Raw genomic sequence first — 20,151 nt, forward strand, 5'->3', positions numbered from 1 at the left:
GTGAATGGGTGAATGAACCAAAGAACGCATGAGGCAGGATTCAGAGCTACGAAAGCTCAATATCCATTAACGGAGGCGAACTTGCGGCAGTGAAGATGGTGCAACGCTCATTCACTCATTCATCTATTCACTCATTCACCCATTGAATACCCCCGAACACTACGACCTGCTGCTGGCCCGCTGCCGCACCCTGTTTCTGGCCAAAACCCACGACTACGGCACGGCGTGGCGCATTTTGCGCCTGCCCTCGGTCACGGACCAGATTTTTATCAAGGCCAACCGCATCCGGACCATTCAGGAAACCGGCGTGCAACTGGTGGCCGATGACGTGAACGAGGAGTTCGTGGCAATCATCAACTACTGCCTCATTGCCCTGATGCAGCTGCACCTGCCCCCAGACACCCCGCTCGACATGGCCCCCGATGCCGTGGCCCACGCCTACGACCACGAAGCCGCCGAAAACCGCCGCCTGCTGCTGGCCAAAAACCACGACTACGGCGAAGCCTGGCGGCAAATGCGCGTATCGAGCATCACCGACCTGATTTTGATGAAGCTGCACCGCGTGAAGCAACTCGAAGACATCGGCGGCGCGGCCCTGGTGAGCGAGAGCGTGGAAGGCAGCTACCGCGACATGCTGAACTACGCCGTGTTTGCGCTGATTTTGAAGGGCGAGGGGTAAAAAGCTGTCATCCGGAGCGCCGCGAAGGATGACAGGTCCATGCAATAACCCAATACCTTGCCCGCGCGTTTTGCCCCCGCCTTACCTTTGTTCCCTATGTCCGTCCCCAGCTCGATTACCGCCGTTGCTCCTGCCTCGCATCCGTTGCGCACCCTCACCCGTGTGTGTTGGTTTTTGCTCGGGGCTTTGTTCATTTTTTCCGGCCTCATCAAGCTGAACGACCCGGTGGGCACGGCTTATAAGCTGGAAGAATATTTCGAAGTGTTTGCCGCCTCCTTGCCCAGCCTGGCGGGGTTCTTCCTGTGGTTCAAGGGCATTGCCCGCACGCTCTCCATCCTAATGAGCTCGGCCGAAGTTATTCTGGGCGCGGCGCTGCTGCTGCGCTGGCACCTGCGCATCACGCTGTGGGCGCTGCTGGCGCTGCTGGTGTTTTTCACCTTCCTCACCTTCTATTCGGCGGCGTTTAATAAGGTAACGGACTGCGGGTGCTTCGGCGATTTCATCAAGCTCAAGCCCTGGACTTCGTTTTTTAAAGACCTGTTTTTGCTGGTGCTGTGGGCCGTTGTGTTCACGCACCAGCGGTTTTTGCGCCATTCCTTCGTGCAGGGCATGTTCGGGGTGATGACCATGACGTTTGTCACGGCCATTGCCATCGGCATTGGGGTGCGGGCGCTGGGCCACCTGCCCTACTTCGATTTCCTGCCCTATAAAGTCGGCAACAACATCGGCCAGCTGATGAAGGCCCGCGCCCCGCTGCGCTACAAGTACACCATGGAGAAAAACGGCAAGACCGAGGATTTCACCACCTACCCCGACTCGACCTGGACCTACAAGAGCATGGAGCCCCTCAACCCCGAAGACGGCCCCAAAATCACCGATTTCAAGGTCTGGAACGATGAAGGCGACTACACCCCCGAGCTGCTGCGCGGCAACAAGCTGGTGCTCATCATCCAGGACGTAGACAAGGCCGACCGCGACCGGTACGCCCAGATTAACCAGCTGCTCGACGACGCCAAAGCCTCGCGCCGGGGCATCACGCCGCTCGTCATCACCAGCAGCAGCCCGGCCGAGTTCGATGTGTTCCGCCACAGTGCCAACCTGGCCGTGCCCTTCTACTTCGCCGATGCCACGGTGCTCAAGTCCATCATCCGCTCCAATCCCGGCTTCCTGCTGCTGAAGGACGGCGTTGTAAAAGGCAAGTACCACTACCACGACATCCCAAGCATCGGGAAAGTGGAGGAGAAGCTGCAATAACGTTAGGGCAGGAGGGCATGGGGGCAGGAGGGTAAGAGGTTATTTCTTTGGCCCTTTACCCTCCTCCCATCCTACCTTTCTACCCTCATACCTTAGAGATGCTCCCTTTTATTCTCCGTCGCTTAGCCCAGGGCCTGCTCGTGCTGGTGGGCGTGGCCTGCACGGTGTTTTTGCTCTTCAACGTGCTGCCCGGCGACCCCGCCGCGCTGCTGGCCGGCCAGCGCAGCGACCTGGCCACCAAAGCCGCCATCACCGCCGACCTCGGCCTCGACCAGCCCCTGCCCGCCCGCCTGGTGGGCTACCTCAACGATATTTCGCCGCTGGGCCTGCACCCGGCCGACTCGGCCGGCCGCGCCCGCTACGGCGGATTCGCGCTGCTGCCGCTGGGCCGCAAGGCACTGGTGCTGAAAACGCCCTACCTGCGCCGCTCCTTCCAGAGCAACAAGGACGTGCTGCGCATTCTGCTCGATTATTTCCCCGGCACCATGTGGCTGGCGCTGGCGGCCATGCTCATTGCCAGCGTGGGCGGCGTGGCTTTTGGCGTGGTGGCGGCGCTGCGGCCGCAGTCGTGGCTCGATAGGGTGTTGGTGAGTACCTCGGTGCTGGGTATTTCGGTGCCGTCGTTCGTGGCGGCTATCCTCATTGCCGTCACCTTCGGCTTCTACTGGAGCCACTGGACGGGCCTGAGCCTCACCGGGCAGCTGTATGAAACGGACCCGTTCACGGGCGAGCGGCACCTGGTCCTGCGCAACCTGCTGCTGCCGGCCGTGGCCCTGGGCATCCGGCCGCTGGCCATCATCACGCAGCTCACGCGCTCCAGCATGCTCGACGTGCTGAGCCAGGACTACATCCGCACGGCGCGGGCCAAGGGCCTGAGCCGCACCACCACGGTGCTGCACCACGCTCTGCGCAACGCCCTGAACCCGGTCGTCACGGCCGTATCGGGCTGGCTGGCCTCGCTCATGGCGGGCGCGTTTTTCATCGAATACATCTTCAACTGGAAAGGCCTGGGCACTGTGACGCTGCGCGCCGTCGAAAACCTCGATTTCCCGGTGGTGATGGGCGCTACGCTGTTTGTAGCTGCGTTGTTTGTGCTGATAAATATTGTGGTAGATGTGCTCTACGCCGTGCTCGACCCGCGCGTGAAGCTCAGCTAAGAGCTGCAACAACATTATTCCAACTCAGGCCATAACTGTGAAACCGCTTCCCACCGACGCCATTATTTCTCGCGGCGGCTCCGGGCACCTGAGCCTGGTGGGCCTGCCCGGCGCGGGCAAAACCACGCTCGGCCGCCAGCTGGCAGCCCACTTCAACCGGCCCTTTCTCGACCTGGACGTTGCCATCGAAGCCCGCACCGGCCGCAGCGTGCGGGCGATTTTTGCCGAAGACGGGGAGGTCAGCTTCCGGGCCGTAGAGGCGGCGGTGCTGCGCGATGCCCTCGCCCACACCGGGCCGCCGCTGGTGCTCGCCACGGGTGGCGGCACCCCCTGCTTTCACGACAACATGGCGCTGCTCAACCAGGCCGGCCCCACGCTCTGGCTCGACGTGCCCATCGAAGTGCTGGCCGCCCGCCTGCCCCCCGATGAAGTAGCCAAACGCCCGTTGCTGGCCGCTGCCGGCGGGGCCGAGGCCTGGCTGCGCGAAACCCTGGCCGCCCGAAGTAAGTTTTATGCCCAGGCACGGCTGCGTTGCGGGGCGGCCTGCACGCTGCCGGCCGTGGTGGCCCAGCTGGCGGGGGCCGGATTTGCCCTGCCCGCTACATTGCCGCCCGCATCGTAATTTTGTTAATTGATTCGTTCGACGTTAGTTACCCCTATGCAATCAGTATCCACCGAAGAACCAGCTGTAAACGAGGCTCCTACCCCTTCAACAGCTCCCGTACGCCCCAAACACAAAGGCTCGGCGCAGCTCTTCCAGAACCCGGTGCTGGAGCGGCTTTCGCACACGCACATTGCGCTGCCGGTGGGCATTTTTGCGGCTACGGGCATCATCAGCATGTATTATGGCCTCACACACGGCTTCATGACGGGTGTGGCGGCGCTGGGGCTGTTTTTGGTGGGGCTGCTGGCTTTCACGCTGGTGGAATACCTGGTGCACCGCTACGTGTACCACATTCCGGCCACTACGCCGGGCCGCGCCAAGTTCCAGTACACCATGCACGGCGTGCACCACGAATACCCCAAGGACAAGACCCGCCTGGCCATGCCGCCCATCATCACGGTGTTTGTGGCGTCGCTGCTGTTCTTCATTTTCCGCTTCAGCTTTGGCTCGTATGCGTTTGGGCTGCTGTCGGGCTTCACGTTTGGCTACGCCATGTACCTGTTTGTGCATTATGCCATTCACGCCTATTCGCCACCCAAAAACTTCCTGAAAGTGTGGTGGACGCACCACAGCCAGCACCACTACCGGCAGGACGAAGTGGCCTTCGGTGTGAGCAGCACGCTCTGGGACCACATCATCGGCACCATGCCCAGCAAGAAAAACGCCTAGCTTTCCGACGGCCCACGGCACAAAAAAGCGCGGCTCCTATGCAGGAGCCGCGCTTTTTTATTGTTGCCAAGCGCCGGATTAGGGGCGCGGGCCACGTATTTTGCTCACGATAAAGAACAGCAGCGCGACCACGATGAACACGGCAATGATGCCGGTGTAGGCCCCGGCTTTGAAAATATCGCCGATGGCCGCACAGCCGGTCAGCGAAGTGGCCAGAAAGCAGAGAAATAAGAAGAGGGTAAAACGGGAAGCATTCATGGCGTGAAAGAATGAAGAAGGGAGTGAAAGCCGCAAGCACGCGGGCCAGCGGGTTAGGGCTGATACTGTGCCCGCGGCCAAAAGGTTAGCATCAACCCATCGCAACCAGTAGTTATTCAAGCAAAACAGCCCGGCCGAGGAAGTCTCGACCGGGCTGTTGCCGGTTATTTCAATCCGCGCAGTTGCCGCTTTACCAATTGCCGCTGGCGCCGCCGCCGCCGCTGCTGCCGCCGCCAAAGCCTCCGAAGCCGCCACCTCCGCCGCCACCGCCACCCCAGCCGCCGCCACCTCCGCCGAAGCCGCCGCCCCCGAAAATGATAGGGGGAATGAAGCCACCGCCGAAGCCCCGGTTACCCCGGCCGCCCCCGCCCCGGTTGCGCAACATGGTGAACACGATAACCATCACGAGGATAATAATCCAGAACGGAAAGCCTGAGCCGGTGTGGTCGCCCTGGTCCCGGCGTTGGGCGTCGGCCGGGTCGGCTTGGTATTCGCCTTTGGCCAGGGCAATGAGCTGGTCGGTGGCCCTGTCCAGGCCGGCGTAGTACTGGTTCTGGCGGAAGGCCGGCACCAGCGTGTTGCTGATGATGCGCTTGGCCAGGGCATCGGGCACGGCCCCTTCCAAGCCGTACCCGGTCTGGATGCGGGCGGCGTGCTCCTGCTGGGCCACCAGTATCAGAATGCCGTTATTCTTGCCCTTGCGGCCAATGCCCCAGCTTTCGTACAGCTTCTGGGCGTAGTCGGCAATTTCATCGCCGTCGAGGTTTGGGACGGTAACGACGGCGATTTGCGACGAGGTGCTGTCGTCGTAGGCCACCAGCTTGCGCTCCAGTTGGTCGGCTTCGCCGCCTTGCATCAGCCCGGCCAGGTCGTTGACGAGGCGGGGCGGGTTGGGCCGGGGTGGGATGTTTTGCGCCGCGCCATTGAAGGCCGAAACCAGCCCAAAAAACAGTAGCAGCATCGGCCACCACGCCCTTGGCGAGCCCGGCTTTACGACGGGGAGGCGGGACAAAATTGATATCCTGGCAGTAGCCACGGAATTTTTCATGCGTCGGAAGACGGTTTTTGGCCGCCGAAAGAAATGGAATCGTCCAGCTCGTTCTGGTCGGTGGCGGCGTTGTAGGGGAAATAGCGCTTCAGCTGTTCGCCCACCATTTTGATGCCGCGCTCCAGGCCCAGCACGTAGTTTTCGTGCCGGAACTGCTCGAGCACGGCTTCCTTGGTGGTTTCCCAGAAGTCGTCGGGCACGGCCGCATTAATGGCCGAATCGCCGATGACGGCAAACTGCCGGCTTTGCCAGGCCAGGTAAAACAGGACGCCGTTGCGGGCGGCGGTTTTGTGCATGTTCAGCTCGCCAAATACCTGAGCGGCGCGGTCCAGCGGCTCGGGCGTGGGGCAGGTGTCTTCGAGATGCACCCGGATTTCGCCGGAAGTGGTGACTTCGGCCTGCCGGATGGCGGCCACCAGGGCCGCATCCTGAGCGGGAGTGAGGGGGGAATTCATGGAATTAATATGTGAGTAGGGTGCGGGGCTTGTCCCCGCCCAGCATTGCACGGAATCGTTAAACCGGCGCGGACGGCGGGCGGGGACAAGCCCCGCACCCTACACAGGATTCAACCCTAAAACTGAACCGTGGGCGCCTTGCTGGCGGCGGCATCGGCCTCGAAATAGGGCTTGGGCTGGAAGCCGAACATGCCGGCAAACAGGTTATTCGGGAACGAGCGGGTGAACGTGTTGTAGTCGTTGGTGACGGCGTTGAACTTGTTGCGTTCCACGTTGATGCGGTTTTCGGTGCCCTCAATCTGGGCCTGCAGCTCCTGGAAGTTGGCGTTGGCCTTCAGGTCAGGGTAATTCTCGGACACGGCCAGCAGGCGGCCCAGCCCGGCCGAAACCTGGCTCTGGGCATCCTGGAATTTCTTGATATTTTCGGGGGTCAGGTCATTGGCGTTCAGCTGCACGCTGGTGGCTTTGGCGCGGGCTTCGATGACGCTGGTGAGGGTGCCCTGCTCGAACTTGGCGGCGCCTTTTACGGTGTTCACCAGGTTGCCGATGAGGTCGTTGCGGCGCTGGTAGGCGCTTTGCACGTTGCCGGCCTGGGCTTTCACGGCCTGGTCGCGCGTCACCATGCCGTTGTAGCCGCACGACGACTGGGTGAGCAACAGGGCCAGGCCCGCGAAATAGAGAAGAAAGCGTTTCATGATGGGTTGTGAAGGGTGTTAATGAAGGGTATCCGCGGGTTGAAAGTGCAGCGGGCCAAACTTGCAGCCCCTGCTCCGGTTTGGTACCGGATTTGGGGCAAAGTACGCAGCTTAGCCCTAGTGGTTGTAGCTTGCTGCTTAGCTGGCCCGAACGCCTTCATTTATCGTCCTCCTGCCTTCTCCATTACACAGCCCTGTTTCATGAAAGCTGTTATTCCCGTTGCCGGCATTGGCTCGCGCCTGCGCCCCCACACCCACACCCAGCCCAAGAGCCTGGTGCCGGTGGCCGGCAACACCATTCTGGGCCACATCATCGACCGCTTGCAGGCCGCCGGCCTCACCGAGTTCGTGTTCATTGTGGGCTACCTGGGCGATAAAATCGTGCGCTACGTGCGCCGCCAGTACCCCGACCTTAAGGCCACGTTTGTGGTGCAGGAACCGCGCGAGGGCATCAGCCACGCCCTGTGGCTTGCCCGCGAGGAGTTCCGCCACGACCCCGACGGTGTGCTCATCATGCTCGGCGATACCATTGTGGACGTGGACCTGGCCGCCCTCATGGCCACGCCCGGCTCGGTGCTGGCCGTGAAGGAGGTGAAAACCCCCAGCATGTTCGGGCTGGTCGAAACCGGGAGCAACGGCCGGGTAAACAAGGTGGTAGAGAAACCCAAAATTCCGAAATCGAACTTTGCGATGGTGGGTCTCTACAAGCTCGCCTACCCCGAAAAGCTGGCCCAGGCCCTGGAATGGCTTATCGATTCGGACGTGCGTACGCACGGCGAGTTTCAGCTCACCGATGCCCTGATGCACCTCATCGAAGAGGGCGAGGTGATGACGACCTGCCCGGTGGATAACTGGTTCGACTGCGGCCGCAAGGAAACCCTGCTCGAAGCCAACGCCCGCCTGCTGAACCGCCCCGAGTTTCTCGACGGCCAGAACTATTCCGAATACCCGGATACCGTGATTATTCCGCCGGTGAGCATCGGGCGCGGCTGCCAGATTTCGCATTCCATCATCGGTCCCAACGTGGCCATCGGCGACAAAACCATCGTCAAAAACTGCATCCTGAGCGACTCCATCATCGGGAGCTACTCGGAGTTGCGCGCGGCCGTGATGCACGACTGCATCGTGGGCTCCGACGCCTCGTTCCGGGGCATGAACCACTCGCTGAATATTGGGGATAATACCGAAATAGACTACAGCTAAGAAGGATGTGGACGCTGGGCCGGCATTTCGTACTTTTCGGCCCTCAACCATTTTTCTGCGCATGATTTTCCGTCGCCTGCTGCTTGCTTTCGCTGTTGCCCTGCCGTTGTTTGCTTCGGCCCAAACGCCCCTCGGCCAGCCCTCGCTCGATGAAAGCAAGGTACAAATCTGGTGCGCCACGGTGCGTTTCGTGTACGACGACGCCGGCCGGCCCAACCTCAAAAGCACCGTGCGCTGCGAAGGCGGCAACCTCGATGCCCTGGCCGCCAGCATCCGCCCCGACAGCCTGCGCGTGTACAGCGTGCTGTACCAGTCCATTGAGGGCCGGGGCGCTATTTATCAGGGCAAGAAAGACAACCCGGCCCGGCTGGCCGCCCTCACCAAAGCCATTGTGAGCAAGCTGAAAAGCTCGCCCGCCCGCCGCAAAGACCCCGCCCGCATGGCCCGCGTGGCCGCCCTCGAAACCGCCCTCACCAACTACGTGACCTCGGGCACGCCGCTGGGCGAAGTCTCGGCCGCCATGGCCCCGGAAACGGCCGACACTGCTGCCACCACTCCCGGTGCCCCCGGCCCGGCCGAAGCCGCCGAAGCCCAGGCTGCCGCCGAGCGCGATGCCGCCGGCCCCTCGGCCGTGGCGCTGCCTGCCACCGGCCCGGGCAGCCTGCTTTATCGGTTTGCGGCCCCGCTGGCGCTTATCCTGGGCATCCTCAGTCTGGTGCTCTACATCATGTTGCGCGTGACGCTGGGCCAGTGGCGCCGCCAGCAGCGCCGCGAAACCCTGCTGGCCAAGCAGGCCGCCACCGCGGCCCAGGCCGCCGCAGCCGAAACCAGCGCCGCCGTGGCCGACTCCGCAGCCCGCGTGAAGCGCGCCGAAGCGTTGATACTCGCTGCTTCGGCATCCGAGGCCAACAATGCCCCGGCTACGCCGGTTCTCGACCAGCTCAGCCCCGCCCAGCGCCTGGAAGTGGAGCGCTTGGTGAGCCAGCGCGTGGACGAGGAGTTGCGCTGGCTGCACGCCAACCTGCCCGAGCTGGTGGCCTCCGCCATCAACCAGCCGAGTGTAGCTACCGCGGTAGCACAAGCCGCCCCCGTGCCCGATGCCGCTCCCAGCAGCCAGGGCGGCGCCGTGGCCGACGATGTTCAAATGGATTGACTTTCAACTGACCCAGATTTTTCACGCACTTAGTCCGGCTGGCAACGGCCTTCATCTTTCTTCCTTTTTTTATGAAAGCTGTTTTACCCCTGGTCGCCATTCTGGCGGCTGCCACGGCTTGCCGCGCCACCGCGCCTCCCGCCCGCAACACCCTGCCCAATCACCAGGCTCTCACCGAAACCACCGTGCCCGAAAAAGGCGAGCCCAGCCGCCGCGCCGGCTTGGAGCTGCCTACCCCCCTGCCCCCCGTGAAATACCCCGTAACCCGCAAAACCGACTTCACCGACACCTATTTCGGCACCAAAGTGCCTGACCCCTACCGCTGGCTCGAAGCCCTCGACTCGCCCGAAACCAAGGCTTGGGTGACGGCGGAGAACGAGGTAACCTTCGGCTATTTGAAGCAGATTCCGTTCCGCGATAAAATCCGCGAGCGGCTCACCAAAATCTGGAACTACGAGCGGTTTGGGGTGCCTGAGCAGGTGGGTTCGGAGCTGGTGTTCAGCAAGAATGATGGCTTGCAGAACCAGGCTGTGCTCTACCGCCAGCGCGGTACCGAAGAGCCGCAGATTCTGCTTGACCCCAACAAATTCTCGGCCGACGGCACCACCGCCCTGGCCGGCACCGAGTTCAGCAACGACCACCGCTACCTGGCCTACGCCACCAGCGGCGGCGGCTCCGACTGGCACAAGGTCCGCATCATGGACCTGCAAACGAATAAGCTGCTGCCCGAAACCCTGGAATGGGTGAAGGTATCCGGCACGTCGTGGACCAAAAACGGCTTCTACTACGGCCGCTACGACGCCCCCAAAGCCGGTGAAAACGGCCTTTCGGGCAAGAATGAGTTCCACAAGGTGTACTTCCACAAGCTGAACACGCCGCAGAGCGCCGACCAGCTGGTGTACGAAAACCCCAAAATGCCCCTCGGTTTCCGCTTTGCTAATGCGACCGAGGACGAGCGGTTCCTGGCCCTGACGCTCACCGACGGCAAGGCCGACGGCAACCAGCTGCTGGTGCGCGACCTCACCGACCCCAAGCAGGCCAAGACCTGGACCATGCTCATTTCGAGCTACGAATTCAACAACAGCGTCATTGGCAACGTGGGCGGCGAAGTGCTGGTGTACACCAACTACAAGGCACCTAACTACCGCGTCATCCGCATCGACCCCAAGAAGCCCGCCGAAGCCAACTGGCACGACGTGCTGCCCGAAAGCAAGAACAAGCTGGAAAGCGTGACCCAGGTGGGCGGCAAGCTCATTGCTGATTATTTGAACGATGCCAGCTCGCAGGTGAAAGTGTATTCGGAGCTGGGCAAATTCGAGCACGACGTGAAGCTGCCGGCCATTGGCACGGCCAGCGGCTTCGGTGGCCGGCGCGATGCCAAGTCGGTATACTACGCCTTCACGTCGTTCACCTACCCGACCACGATTTACAAATACGACTTGGCCACCAACACCAGCACCGTGTTCCGTGCCCCGAAGGTGGACGTGAACCCGCAGGACTACGTGACCACCCAAGTGTTCTACACGAGCAAGGACGGCACGAAGATTCCCATGTTCATCATCCACAAAAAAGGCGTGGAGCTGAACGGCAAAAATCCCACCTACCTCTACGCCTACGGCGGCTTCAACATCTCGCTCACGCCGGGCTTCTCGGTGGCGCGCATGCTGTGGCTGGAAAACGGCGGCGTGCTGGCCATCCCCAACCTGCGCGGCGGCGGCGAGTACGGCGAAGCCTGGCACAAAGCCGGCATGACGCCCAACAAGCAAAACGTATTCGACGACTTCATCGCGGCCGCCGAGTACCTCAAAACCAGCAAGTACACCGACTACGACCACCTCGCCATCGCGGGCGGCTCCAACGGCGGCCTGCTCGTAGGCGCCACCATGACCCAGCGCCCCGACCTCTGCAAAGTGGCCCTGCCCGCCGTGGGCGTGATGGACATGCTGCGCTACCAGACCTTCACCATCGGCTGGAACTGGGCCCCCGAATACGGCACCTCGGCCGATAAAGCGCAGTTTGAGAACCTGCTGAAGTTCTCGCCCCTGCACAACCTGAAGCCCGCCGCCTACCCCGCCACGCTCATCACCACCGCCGACCACGACGACCGGGTGGTGCCCGCGCACTCCTTCAAATTCGCCGCCGCTCTGCAAGCCGCCAACACCGGCCCCAATCCCACCCTCATCCGCGTGGACGTGAACGCCGGCCACGGCGCGGGCAAAAGCACCAAGCTGCAAATCGACGAGTGGGCCGACGTGTGGAGCTTCTGCTACGCCAACATGGGCGTGACGCCGGACGTGAAGTAAGCCTTTTTACTGACTGCTGTAGAGACGCATAATTGCGTCTCGTCATTGAACGAAAACGCCTGGCCCCATTACCGGTTGTTCAACGACGAGACGCAATTATGCGTCTCTGCTTTATCCGACTCAATCCGCCCAATCATATGCAAATAGGAATTAGCTCATTCGGCGAAATAGCCCCTGCCCACGTAGCCGGCCAGGACCACGCCGCCGCCCAACGCATGCAGGAGCTCCTGGCCATGGGCAAGCTGGCCGATGAAACCGGCCTCGACGTGCTGGCCCTCGGCGAGCACCACCGCCCCGATTTCATCATCTCGGCCCCCGAAGTCATTCTGGCCGCCGTGGCCGCCATCACCAAGCGCATCCGGCTGAGCAGCGCCGTCACCGTTCTCAGTTCTGTCGACCCGGTGCGCACCTTCCAGAATTTCGCTACCGTTGACCTCATTTCCAACGGCCGGGCCGAGATTATCGCCGGGCGCGGCTCCTTTATCGAGTCGTTTCCCCTCTTCGGGCAGGATTTGAAGGACTACGATGCGCTATTCATTGAGAAGCTGCAATTGCTGCTGAACATCAACGAGAACGAAGTGGTGACCTGGCAGGGCAAGCACCGCGCCGCCATCGATGCCAAAGGCGTATACCCGCGCCCCGCCCAGGCCAAAATTCCGGTCTGGATTGGTGTGGGCGGCACGCCGGCCTCGGTCATTCGGGCCGGACAGCTGGGTTTGCCGCTCACCATTGCCATCCTGGGCGGTGCGCCCGCGCAGTACGTGCCGTTTGCCGAGCTCTACCGCGAATCAGCCCAGAAAGCCGGCCACGACGTGGACGCGTTGCAGCTCGCTATCAACTGCCATCTGCACCTGGCCGACACCGCCGAGCAGGCCCGTGACGAGTTTTTCCCGCCTTACTCACAGCTCATGAACCGCATAGGCCGCGAGCGCGGCTGGTCGCCTATGGACCGCCGCCACTTCGACTACCTCTGTGGCCCACAGGGCCCGCTGCTGGTGGGCTCGCCGCAGGATATTATTGACAAATTGCTTTATCAGCACAAACTGTTCAATAACACGCGTTTCCTGGCCCAGCTTGTCATCGAAGGTATTTCACATCAAAGCGTACTGCGCTCCATTGAGCTGCTGGGCACGCAGGTAGCGCCAGCCGTGCGGGCAGCGCTGGGCAACGTTGCGCCCGTGCAGGTGTAGCTTTTTTGCCAAACGCATAGCTCACCGAGCTGGAAAGCCAATGCGTGAACAAAGCGAGGGAATACGGTGAAACCTTGGGAAATTATTTGCGTTGCAACCCTTTTCCACCTTCACCCTTCCACTCTATGCGTCAACTTGTTACTTTGCTCTTCCTGATGTTGGCTGCCCCTGCGGCCTTTGCCCAAGGCAACCCCAATCTTTTCATCAGGCCGATTGTAGAACCCGCAAATCCTACCAGTTCTGACGCTGTTAAGCTATATTTTTTGGCAAGGACGGGCGCGGTAAGCTACCGCATCAACACGAGTTTTTCCGTTACCGGCCAAAACATGACGTTCACCGGCTGTTATCAGATAGGCTATTCAACCAACCAGTCCAAATTTATGGATTCGGTGAGCGTTGGCCGCTTGCCAGTGGGCACCTACACCGTGTCTTTTATCAGCGTAGAGGCGGCAGGCGGGAACCAACTCTGCGAAGGTCGCCGCGATACCGCCTCCCTCACGTTCCAAGTGCGTAGCCCATTGGCCACCACCACGCACGCCCGAGAAGGGTGGGCGGTGTACCCAACGCCCGCCGTTGGCGGTGCGCTCTCGCTTACAATCCCAAGCGACAAACAAGTCGATTCCATTAAGCTGCTGGACGCGGTGGGCCGCACCTGCTACATCAGTAGCGGCAAAGCCCTCCTTCCACAGGGCGGCCACTGGCAATTGCAACTGCCCGCGTTGCCCACTGGTGCCTACACCCTTCAACTGGGCGTGGCTGGGAGCACCATTGTCTCTCACCGCGTAATGCTGGAGTAGCCGTTTCATTCCCCGCAGACAAAAAAGGCCGGCCCACATGTGTGAGCCGGCCTTTTTTGCTGTTGGTTTAACACGTTCTAGTAACGGTACAAATCCGATTTGAACGGACCTTCTACCGGCACTTTGATATAATCGGCCTGCTTGGCGGTCAGCTCGTCCAGCTCCACGCCGATTTTGGCGAGGTGCAGGCGGGCTACCTTCTCATCGAGGTGCTTGGGCAGGGTGTACACCTGATTTTCGTACTGGTCGGCGCGCTGCCACAGCTCCAACTGGGCCAGGGTCTGGTTGGTGAACGAGTTCGACATCACGAACGAGGGGTGACCGGTGGCGCAGCCCAAGTTCACGAGGCGGCCTTCGGCGAGGATGATAACCTCCTTGCCGTCAATGGTGTAAATATCCACCTGCGGCTTCACCGTGTCCTTGGTGTGGCCGTAGTTGCTGTTCAGCCACGCCATGTCAATCTCATCATCGAAGTGACCGATGTTGCAGACAATGGCTTTGTCCTTGAGGGCGCGGAAATGCTCCTCGCGGATGATGTCGCAGTTGCCGGTGGTGGTGATGACGATGTCGGCGCGCGGAATGGCATTTTCCATCTTCTTCACCTCGAAGCCGTCCATGGCCGCCTGCAGAGCGCAGATGGGGTCAATTTCGGTCACGATAACGCGGGCGCCCGCGCCGCTCAGCGAAGCGGCGGTGCCTTTTCCTACGTCGCCGTAGCCGGCCACCACGGCCACTTTGCCGGCCATCATCACGTCGGTAGCCCGGCGGATAGCATCCACGGCCGACTCTTTGCAGCCGTATTTGTTGTCGAATTTCGACTTCGTTACCGAGTCGTTCACGTTGATAGCGGGGAAAGGCAGCGTGCCCTGTTTCACGCGCTCATACAGGCGCAGTACGCCGGTCGTCGTTTCTTCCGACACACCTTTAATGCCGGCGGCCAGCTCGGGGTAGCGGTCCAGTACCATGTTGGTGAGGTCGCCGCCGTCGTCCAGAATCATGTTCAGGGGCTGACGGTCTTCGCCGAAAAACAGCGTCTGCTCGATGCACCAGTCGAACGAAGCCTCGTCCATGCCTTTCCAGGCATACACCGGGATGCCAGCGGCAGCAATGGCGGCCGCAGCGTGGTCCTGGGTCGAGAAGATGTTGCACGACGACCACGTTACCTCCGCGCCCAGCGCCTTGAGGGTTTCGATGAGCACGGCCGTTTGAATGGTCATGTGCAGGCAGCCGGCAATGCGCGCGCCTTTGAAGGGCTGTGCCGCGCCAAACTCTTCGCGCAGGCTCATCAAACCGGGCATTTCGGCTTCGGCCAGGCGGATTTCCTTGCGGCCCCACTCGGCCAGGCTCATGTCCTTTACTTTGTACGGAACGTACGTCTTCGTCGTGGTTTCCACCATGATACGGATTAATTTATTGTGTGGCGATTCAACTGCAAAGATACTGGATTTGTTCGCCTTGAAACACAAAAAAGCCCGCACCGATTAGGTACGGGCTTTTGCTACCAGAATATTTATCCGATTAAGCGACTAGTTGTTCTGAACTATTACAGCTCTTAACTTCAGCGGGTCGGACACAGTAGTGCCCGTCAATCCGCGGTAAACAACGGTGTATATCTTGCCCGCTTCGTATGTCTTGTTGGCAATTGTTCCCATATCGTTGGTGCTCGTACCGTTGCCGTCGCCCACATTGTATATCACAGTTGAAGCGGCCCCACTGGTCACCGCTACGTTGTAGGAGCCGGGTAGCACTTCGATAAACGGGGAAGCAGAGGCAAACTGCGTTTCTGTACCCACAACATCTACCGCCGACGAAGCAGTAGCAGACAGTTTGAGCGGTGTAGCAGCACCTTGTCCGAGGTGTACTAAGCGAATTTTGGCCTTACCTGCCGATGGTGCTGTGAGGTCATCCGTCGTGACCAGACCCGCTAACTGAGTACCACTGGTAGAGTAAGCGAAATACGAGTAGTTCTTGTCTTTTTCTACCGTGACAGTCTTCGTGTCCACGTTAGCACCAGAGGAAGCAACGTTTACTTTGATGGTGCGACTACCTGTGTTCAGTGCTTGGTTTAACGAATTCTGCCCGTAGTTGAGCGAAGCTTTTTCGACATCATCAAACAGGAACTTCAAACCCACGTTGGCACTCGCCGCCATATGGTACACGCTGAGACGACCTTGGTCGGGAGCTGGTGTCGGCGCAGGCGTATCGCTCTTGCTGCAAGCGGCCAGCAGCAGCGTGGCCGGCAAAACAGCCTGAACGGCGCGGCGGAATACGGAGGATGTTTTCATGGAAAATTTCGGGTTGGTGGGTGAAACACGCGGCCCAAGGGGTGATTAGCCGGTTCGGCCTGAACGTGTAGTACTCCGGGTTTGTTGGGTTGGCGGCCAGAAAATATTGCGGCGACGCTCTTTTAAGCCCTATAAGCATCATTATATTTGTTACTATGCACGAAATCAACCAGCTGCGTTCAGGTAATTGGCAGCGCCGTGGCGCAGCCACTATTATCCTATCCCTTAGCTTATTAGCGCCTGCACTGGCCCAACAAGCTCCCGGTAGTATTCGCCTCCTGCCCGAAGATGAAGGGCGTGGCCTAGGCGGCCCCCAGCACAATTTTGATTTCTTGGCCCCTGGCGCCAGCGGCGATAATTATCAAACGGCCGGTTTCTTTGGGCAGAAGCTTCGCCCCTACCTCGCCGGCAATGCCGATGCCCTGGCGCACCTCAACGAGTACCGCCGCCAGAAGACTTTTTTCCTGATTGACCGCTTGGTGGCCGTCGGTTCATTTGGCCTCTACGGCCAGCAGATTCTGGCCCACGGCGACCGGGTGTATTTCAACTCCACACAGCAGGTAGCCATCGGGGCATTTGCTACGAGCCTGGTGGCCAGCATTTTCATCAACCGCAATACTAATTCGCACCTGCAGCGGGCGGTGAAAACCTTTAACCAGGACGTGGCCCATGGCGGCACCTGGCAGCGCCTGCAGCCGGCCGCTATCGGCTTTGCGGCTGCGCCCACGGGTCAGCCTCTGCTTTCGCTGCGCTGGGCCTTGCGCTAAGTGCCGCGTTTTCCCGTATAAGGTCATCCATGGACTACCCCTTGCCCGAAGCGGCCCGGCGGTACGTGGCCGCGCACCTGCACGACGACCCCGCCCACCTGGCCCTCCAAGCCCGCCGCCACCCCGGCCTCCCCGTGCCCGAGCTGGTGCGCCAGATTCAGGCCCGTCAGAAAGCTCGCGCCAAGCTCCCCGCCTGGGCCGATAACCCGGAACTGATTTTTCCGCCCGCCCTGTCCGTCGAGCAGGCTTCATCGGCACGCACAGCCGCGTTTAAAGCTAGCTTAGTAGGCGGCCAGCGCCTGGCCGACCTCACCGGCGGCTTCGGAGCCGACTCGGCTGCTTTTGCCACTCGCGTGAGTCAGGTCGATTATGTGGAACGCGACCCCGCGCTGGCTGGCGTGGTGCGCTACAATTTCAGCCAGCTCGGCATTGATAACGTGACCATTAACGCGGCCGATGCAGTGGCTTTTTTGAAAAGCACGCCGTACCACTACGACTGGCTCTACCTCGACCCGGCCCGGCGCGACACGGCCGCCCGCAAGATTTTCCTGCTGCGCGACTGTGAGCCCGACGTGGTGAAACTTATGCCGCTGCTGCTGCACAAGGCCGACAGAGTCTTGCTCAAGACCTCGCCCATGCTGGACATTGAGCACGCCGTGCAGGGCCTGGCCCACGTGCGCCGCCTCTGGGTGGTGGCCGTGGATAATGAGGTAAAAGAAGTTCTGTACGAACTGGGCCAGGAGCCCGCCGTGGACCCCGAACGCTACGCCCTGAACCTGCGCCGCGACGGCACCCAGCAGGAATTTCGCCTCAACCGCGCCCGTGAAGCCCGTGCCACACCCCGCTACGCCGAGGCCCAGCAGTACCTATACGAGCCCAACGCGGCCGTGCTCAAAGCGGGCGCGTTCCGCAGCATCGGCACGGCATTCGAGCTGCTCAAGCTGCACCAGCACAGCCACCTGTATACTTCGGATGTGCTGCGGGCTGATTTTCCGGGCCGGGTTTTCAAGATTCTGGCCGTGGAAAAGGCCGATGGCGCGGCCCTCAAGGCGTACTTGGGGCCGGAGGCGCGCGCCCACGTCACCACCCGCAATTACCCCGATTCGGTGGCCGACTTCCGGCGGCGCACCGGCATCCGCGAGGGCGGCGAGATATATCTGTTTGCGACCACCGACCTGCGCGGGCGGCTGGTAGTGCTGGTGTGCGAAAAGCTCACGGCCCCGGTAAATGGCCCTGCGGCCATTGCGTAATCCCGGGCACGCCACGTCGTTTCGCCAGCACAAAAGCCGCTGTAATCGGTTGTGAGCCGTAGAGTAGCTGCGCAGCTAGCGTAGCGCTTTCCATTCAACAGTCCAGATTAATGCGTTTTACAGACAAGGTGTGCCTGGTGACGGGCGGAACATCCGGCATTGGCCGGGCCTGCTGCGTGCGGCTGGGAGCCGAAGGCGGCACCGTAGTGGTGCTGGGCCGTGACAAAACCGATGGCGTCGAAACCGTGCGCCTGGTTACCAAAGCCGGTGGCCAGGCCGTTTTTATGGCCTGCGACCTGGCCAAGCCCCGCGCCATCAGCGCCGTGGTGAAAAAAGTGCTGGCCAAATACCACCGCATCGACGTGCTGGTGTGCGACGCAGCCATGATGACCTTCGACCATCTCGTAGACCTACCCCTGCCTCAGTGGGACCTGCTGATGCTGGTGAACCTGCGCTCGCTGGCCCAACTCACCCAGCTGTGCCTGCCGCACATGCCCAAAGGCAGCGCCATCGTGGCCATCAGCTCGGTGCATGCCCACCAGACCACGGCCAATGTGGTACCCTACGCCACCAGCAAGGGCGCCCTCGAAGCCTTCGTGCGCGGCCTGAGCTTGGAACTTGACCGCAAGCAAACCCGCATCAATGCCGTAGCCCCCGGGGCCGTGGACACGCCCATGCTCTGGAGCAACCCCAACGTAAAAAACGGCACCGAGAAAATCGATAAAGCCGCCGTAGGCACGCCCGAGGAGCTGGCCGCCGCCATTGCCTTCATGGCATCGTCCGAAGCCAGCTTCGTGCACGGCACCACGCTGGTGGTGGATGGCGGCCGGCTGGCTCAGTTGTAGCACCACGGCTCACCCCAGCAGATTTCGGCAACTATTTTTCGTTGGTTGCTGACTCCTACCACATTTCATCGGCGGGGGCATAGCCGCCAATAGCGCGGGTTTCCGTACTTTTGTGCCGCGCCCGCCCGCCGGTTTCGGCCTGGCGGGCGCGCTTCGTTTCAATCTTCCGCTCTTTTCGCGCATTCAATGCCCTATCTGTTCACTTCCGAATCGGTTTCGGAAGGCCATCCCGATAAAGTTGCCGACCAGATTTCCGACGCCATCCTCGACGAGTATTTGCGCCAGGACCCCACTGCCAAAGTAGCCTGTGAAACCCTCGTGACGACCGATTTCGCTCTCGTTGCCGGCGAAATCAAGTCCACGGCTCACGTCGATGCCGAGCCCATTGTGCGCGAAACTATCCGCCGCATTGGCTACAACAAGCCCGAATACCTCTTCAACGCCGACACCTGCGAGGTGATGAACCGCCTGCACGAGCAGTCGCCCGACATCAACCAAGGCGTGGAGCGCGCCAAGGACGAAGACCAGGGCGCCGGCGACCAGGGCATGATGTTCGGCTACGCCAGCCACGAAACGGCCAACTACATGCCGCTGGCCCTCGACCTCTCGCACCGCCTGCTGCAGGAGTTGGCCGCCATCCGCCGCGAAGGCCGCGACATGCCCTACCTGCGCCCCGACGCCAAGAGCCAGGTAACCATCCGCTATTCCGACGACCACAAGCCCGAGGCCATCGACACCATCGTCATCAGCACGCAGCACGACGAATTTGATGCCTCCGAGAGCGTGATGCTGGACAAAATCAAATCCGATGTCCTGTCGATTCTCATCCCGCGCGTGAAAGCCGGTCTGAGCGCCGATGCCCAGGCCCTGTTCACCGACAAAATTACCTACCACATCAACCCCACCGGCAAGTTCGTCATCGGTGGTCCCCACGGCGATTCCGGCCTCACCGGCCGCAAAATCATCGTGGATACCTACGGCGGCAAGGGCGCGCACGGCGGCGGTGCTTTCTCCGGCAAAGACTCGTCGAAAGTAGACCGCTCCGCCGCTTACGCTGCCCGCCACATCGCCAAAAACCTGGTGGCCGCCGGCGTGGCCGACCAAGTGCTGGTGCAGGTAGCCTACGCCATCGGCGTGGCCCAGCCCGTGGGCGTATTCGTGACCACCTACGGCACCATCAAGGCCAAGAATGCTGCCGGCCAGCTCCTCACCGACGGCGAAGTGGCCGAGAAAGTGAACAAGCTGTTCGACCTGCGTCCCTATGCCATCGTGAAGCGCTTCGGCCTGCAAAACCCCATCTTCGCCCAATCGGCGGCTTACGGCCACATGGGCCGCCAGCCCGGCACCGTGGACGTGGTGATGCCCAACGGCGAGAAGAAAACCTTCGAAACCTTCACCTGGGAAAAGCTCGACTACGTGCCCCAGATTAAGGCCGAGTTCGGGCTGTAAAATCTGCGAACTCCGTCAACAAAAAGCCCC

20 protein-coding genes are annotated in these 20,151 nt (G+C 61.1%); 14 read left to right on the forward strand and 6 right to left on the reverse strand.

Annotated features, from left to right (window positions below; translation table 11 throughout):
- Window positions 1–142 precede the first annotated feature (142 nt).
- The 5 genes from ACYU7Q_RS12720 (at window position 143) to ACYU7Q_RS12740 (ending at window position 4,423) form a co-directional block, all read left to right on the forward strand.
- Window positions 143–679: a DUF1599 domain-containing protein gene (locus ACYU7Q_RS12720; protein ID WP_460609802.1), complete on the forward strand. Its 537-nt coding sequence runs from the start codon at window positions 143–145 to the stop codon at window positions 677–679.
- A 96-nt stretch (window positions 680–775) separates the two neighbouring features.
- The gene (locus tag ACYU7Q_RS12725; protein WP_460609803.1) at window positions 776–1,933 is read left to right on the forward strand and encodes a BT_3928 family protein; all 1,158 of its coding nucleotides are present in this window, start codon (window positions 776–778) and stop codon (window positions 1,931–1,933) included.
- Between the two features lie 98 nt (window positions 1,934–2,031).
- Window positions 2,032–3,090: an ABC transporter permease gene (locus ACYU7Q_RS12730; RefSeq protein ID WP_460609804.1), complete on the forward strand. Its 1,059-nt coding sequence runs from the start codon at window positions 2,032–2,034 to the stop codon at window positions 3,088–3,090.
- 37 nt (window positions 3,091–3,127) lie between these two features.
- Window positions 3,128–3,712 carry a shikimate kinase gene (locus ACYU7Q_RS12735; protein WP_460609805.1) on the forward strand — a complete coding sequence of 195 codons (585 nt, stop codon included), beginning with the start codon at window positions 3,128–3,130 and terminating at the stop codon, window positions 3,710–3,712.
- 36 nt (window positions 3,713–3,748) lie between these two features.
- Window positions 3,749–4,423: a sterol desaturase family protein gene (locus tag ACYU7Q_RS12740; protein ID WP_460609806.1), complete on the forward strand. Its 675-nt coding sequence runs from the start codon at window positions 3,749–3,751 to the stop codon at window positions 4,421–4,423.
- Window positions 4,424–4,501: 78 nt separating this feature from the next.
- Here ACYU7Q_RS12740 and ACYU7Q_RS12745 read toward each other — a convergent pair whose 3' ends face one another.
- The 4 genes from ACYU7Q_RS12745 to ACYU7Q_RS12760 form a co-directional block, all read right to left on the reverse strand.
- Window positions 4,502–4,681: a hypothetical protein gene (locus tag ACYU7Q_RS12745; protein ID WP_460609807.1), complete on the reverse strand. Its 180-nt coding sequence runs from the start codon at window positions 4,679–4,681 to the stop codon at window positions 4,502–4,504.
- A 190-nt stretch (window positions 4,682–4,871) separates the two neighbouring features.
- Window positions 4,872–5,642, reverse strand: coding sequence for a TPM domain-containing protein (locus ACYU7Q_RS12750; RefSeq protein ID WP_460609808.1), 771 nt, complete (start codon window positions 5,640–5,642; stop codon window positions 4,872–4,874).
- An 83-nt stretch (window positions 5,643–5,725) separates the two neighbouring features.
- Complete coding sequence (locus tag ACYU7Q_RS12755) at window positions 5,726–6,184, reverse strand: TPM domain-containing protein (protein WP_460609809.1); 459 nt, start codon at window positions 6,182–6,184, stop codon at window positions 5,726–5,728.
- A 116-nt stretch (window positions 6,185–6,300) separates the two neighbouring features.
- Entirely contained in the window at window positions 6,301–6,879 is a 579-nt protein-coding gene (locus ACYU7Q_RS12760) for a LemA family protein (protein ID WP_460609810.1), read from the reverse strand.
- Between the two features lie 201 nt (window positions 6,880–7,080).
- Between ACYU7Q_RS12760 and ACYU7Q_RS12765 the strand changes: the two genes are divergently transcribed.
- The 5 genes from ACYU7Q_RS12765 (at window position 7,081) to ACYU7Q_RS12785 (ending at window position 13,525) form a co-directional block, all read left to right on the forward strand.
- A complete protein-coding gene (locus ACYU7Q_RS12765) occupies window positions 7,081–8,082 on the forward strand; it encodes a sugar phosphate nucleotidyltransferase (RefSeq protein ID WP_460609811.1) in 1,002 nt (333 codons plus the stop codon).
- A gap of 61 nt (window positions 8,083–8,143) precedes the next feature.
- Complete coding sequence (locus ACYU7Q_RS12770) at window positions 8,144–9,235, forward strand: hypothetical protein (RefSeq protein WP_460609812.1); 1,092 nt, start codon at window positions 8,144–8,146, stop codon at window positions 9,233–9,235.
- 71 nt (window positions 9,236–9,306) lie between these two features.
- A complete protein-coding gene (locus ACYU7Q_RS12775; RefSeq protein ID WP_460609813.1) occupies window positions 9,307–11,538 on the forward strand; it encodes a prolyl oligopeptidase family serine peptidase in 2,232 nt (743 codons plus the stop codon).
- A 137-nt stretch (window positions 11,539–11,675) separates the two neighbouring features.
- Window positions 11,676–12,728: an LLM class flavin-dependent oxidoreductase gene (locus ACYU7Q_RS12780; protein ID WP_460609814.1), complete on the forward strand. Its 1,053-nt coding sequence runs from the start codon at window positions 11,676–11,678 to the stop codon at window positions 12,726–12,728.
- A gap of 125 nt (window positions 12,729–12,853) precedes the next feature.
- Window positions 12,854–13,525, forward strand: a complete 672-nt coding sequence (locus ACYU7Q_RS12785; RefSeq protein ID WP_460609815.1) for a hypothetical protein — start codon at window positions 12,854–12,856, stop codon at window positions 13,523–13,525.
- A 77-nt stretch (window positions 13,526–13,602) separates the two neighbouring features.
- Here the strand turns inward: ACYU7Q_RS12785 and ahcY are convergent, their stop codons facing one another.
- On the reverse strand, window positions 13,603–14,922 hold the full coding sequence (gene ahcY / locus ACYU7Q_RS12790; protein ID WP_460609816.1) for an adenosylhomocysteinase: 1,320 nt from the start codon (window positions 14,920–14,922) through the stop codon (window positions 13,603–13,605).
- Window positions 14,923–15,051: 129 nt separating this feature from the next.
- Window positions 15,052–15,810 (reverse strand): DUF4397 domain-containing protein, encoded by a 759-nt coding sequence (locus ACYU7Q_RS12795; protein WP_460609817.1) that lies wholly within the window; start codon window positions 15,808–15,810, stop codon window positions 15,052–15,054.
- A gap of 332 nt (window positions 15,811–16,142) precedes the next feature.
- On the opposite strand from ACYU7Q_RS12795, the gene ACYU7Q_RS12800 reads away from it, so the two are divergent.
- The 4 genes from ACYU7Q_RS12800 to metK all read left to right on the forward strand — a co-directional run bounded on the left by ACYU7Q_RS12800 (window position 16,143) and on the right by metK (window position 20,121).
- On the forward strand, window positions 16,143–16,577 hold the full coding sequence (locus ACYU7Q_RS12800; protein ID WP_460609818.1) for a hypothetical protein: 435 nt from the start codon (window positions 16,143–16,145) through the stop codon (window positions 16,575–16,577).
- Between the two features lie 29 nt (window positions 16,578–16,606).
- A complete protein-coding gene (locus tag ACYU7Q_RS12805; RefSeq protein ID WP_460609819.1) occupies window positions 16,607–17,827 on the forward strand; it encodes a THUMP-like domain-containing protein in 1,221 nt (406 codons plus the stop codon).
- 110 nt (window positions 17,828–17,937) lie between these two features.
- Window positions 17,938–18,672 (forward strand): SDR family NAD(P)-dependent oxidoreductase, encoded by a 735-nt coding sequence (locus ACYU7Q_RS12810; protein WP_460609820.1) that lies wholly within the window; start codon window positions 17,938–17,940, stop codon window positions 18,670–18,672.
- Window positions 18,673–18,858: 186 nt separating this feature from the next.
- On the forward strand, window positions 18,859–20,121 hold the full coding sequence (gene metK / locus ACYU7Q_RS12815) for a methionine adenosyltransferase (RefSeq protein ID WP_460609821.1): 1,263 nt from the start codon (window positions 18,859–18,861) through the stop codon (window positions 20,119–20,121).
- Window positions 20,122–20,151 lie beyond the last annotated feature (30 nt).

Source organism: Hymenobacter terrigena (assembly GCF_054776515.1).

Coding starts and splice junctions, on each gene's coding strand:
- ahcY (WP_460609816.1), bottom strand. CDS start 14,922: ATGGTGGAAACCACGACGAAGACGTACGTTCCGTACAAAGTAAAGGAC.
- ACYU7Q_RS12770 (WP_460609812.1), top strand. CDS start 8,144: ATGATTTTCCGTCGCCTGCTGCTTGCTTTCGCTGTTGCCCTGCCGTTG.
- ACYU7Q_RS12775 (WP_460609813.1), top strand. CDS start 9,307: ATGAAAGCTGTTTTACCCCTGGTCGCCATTCTGGCGGCTGCCACGGCT.
- ACYU7Q_RS12725 (WP_460609803.1), top strand. CDS start 776: ATGTCCGTCCCCAGCTCGATTACCGCCGTTGCTCCTGCCTCGCATCCG.
- metK (WP_460609821.1), top strand. CDS start 18,859: ATGCCCTATCTGTTCACTTCCGAATCGGTTTCGGAAGGCCATCCCGAT.
- ACYU7Q_RS12810 (WP_460609820.1), top strand. CDS start 17,938: ATGCGTTTTACAGACAAGGTGTGCCTGGTGACGGGCGGAACATCCGGC.
- ACYU7Q_RS12760 (WP_460609810.1), bottom strand. CDS start 6,879: ATGAAACGCTTTCTTCTCTATTTCGCGGGCCTGGCCCTGTTGCTCACC.
- ACYU7Q_RS12745 (WP_460609807.1), bottom strand. CDS start 4,681: ATGAATGCTTCCCGTTTTACCCTCTTCTTATTTCTCTGCTTTCTGGCC.
- ACYU7Q_RS12795 (WP_460609817.1), bottom strand. CDS start 15,810: ATGAAAACATCCTCCGTATTCCGCCGCGCCGTTCAGGCTGTTTTGCCG.
- ACYU7Q_RS12805 (WP_460609819.1), top strand. CDS start 16,607: ATGGACTACCCCTTGCCCGAAGCGGCCCGGCGGTACGTGGCCGCGCAC.
- ACYU7Q_RS12755 (WP_460609809.1), bottom strand. CDS start 6,184: ATGAATTCCCCCCTCACTCCCGCTCAGGATGCGGCCCTGGTGGCCGCC.
- ACYU7Q_RS12750 (WP_460609808.1), bottom strand. CDS start 5,642: ATGCTGCTACTGTTTTTTGGGCTGGTTTCGGCCTTCAATGGCGCGGCG.
- ACYU7Q_RS12740 (WP_460609806.1), top strand. CDS start 3,749: ATGCAATCAGTATCCACCGAAGAACCAGCTGTAAACGAGGCTCCTACC.
- ACYU7Q_RS12730 (WP_460609804.1), top strand. CDS start 2,032: ATGCTCCCTTTTATTCTCCGTCGCTTAGCCCAGGGCCTGCTCGTGCTG.
- ACYU7Q_RS12785 (WP_460609815.1), top strand. CDS start 12,854: ATGCGTCAACTTGTTACTTTGCTCTTCCTGATGTTGGCTGCCCCTGCG.
- ACYU7Q_RS12765 (WP_460609811.1), top strand. CDS start 7,081: ATGAAAGCTGTTATTCCCGTTGCCGGCATTGGCTCGCGCCTGCGCCCC.
- ACYU7Q_RS12780 (WP_460609814.1), top strand. CDS start 11,676: ATGCAAATAGGAATTAGCTCATTCGGCGAAATAGCCCCTGCCCACGTA.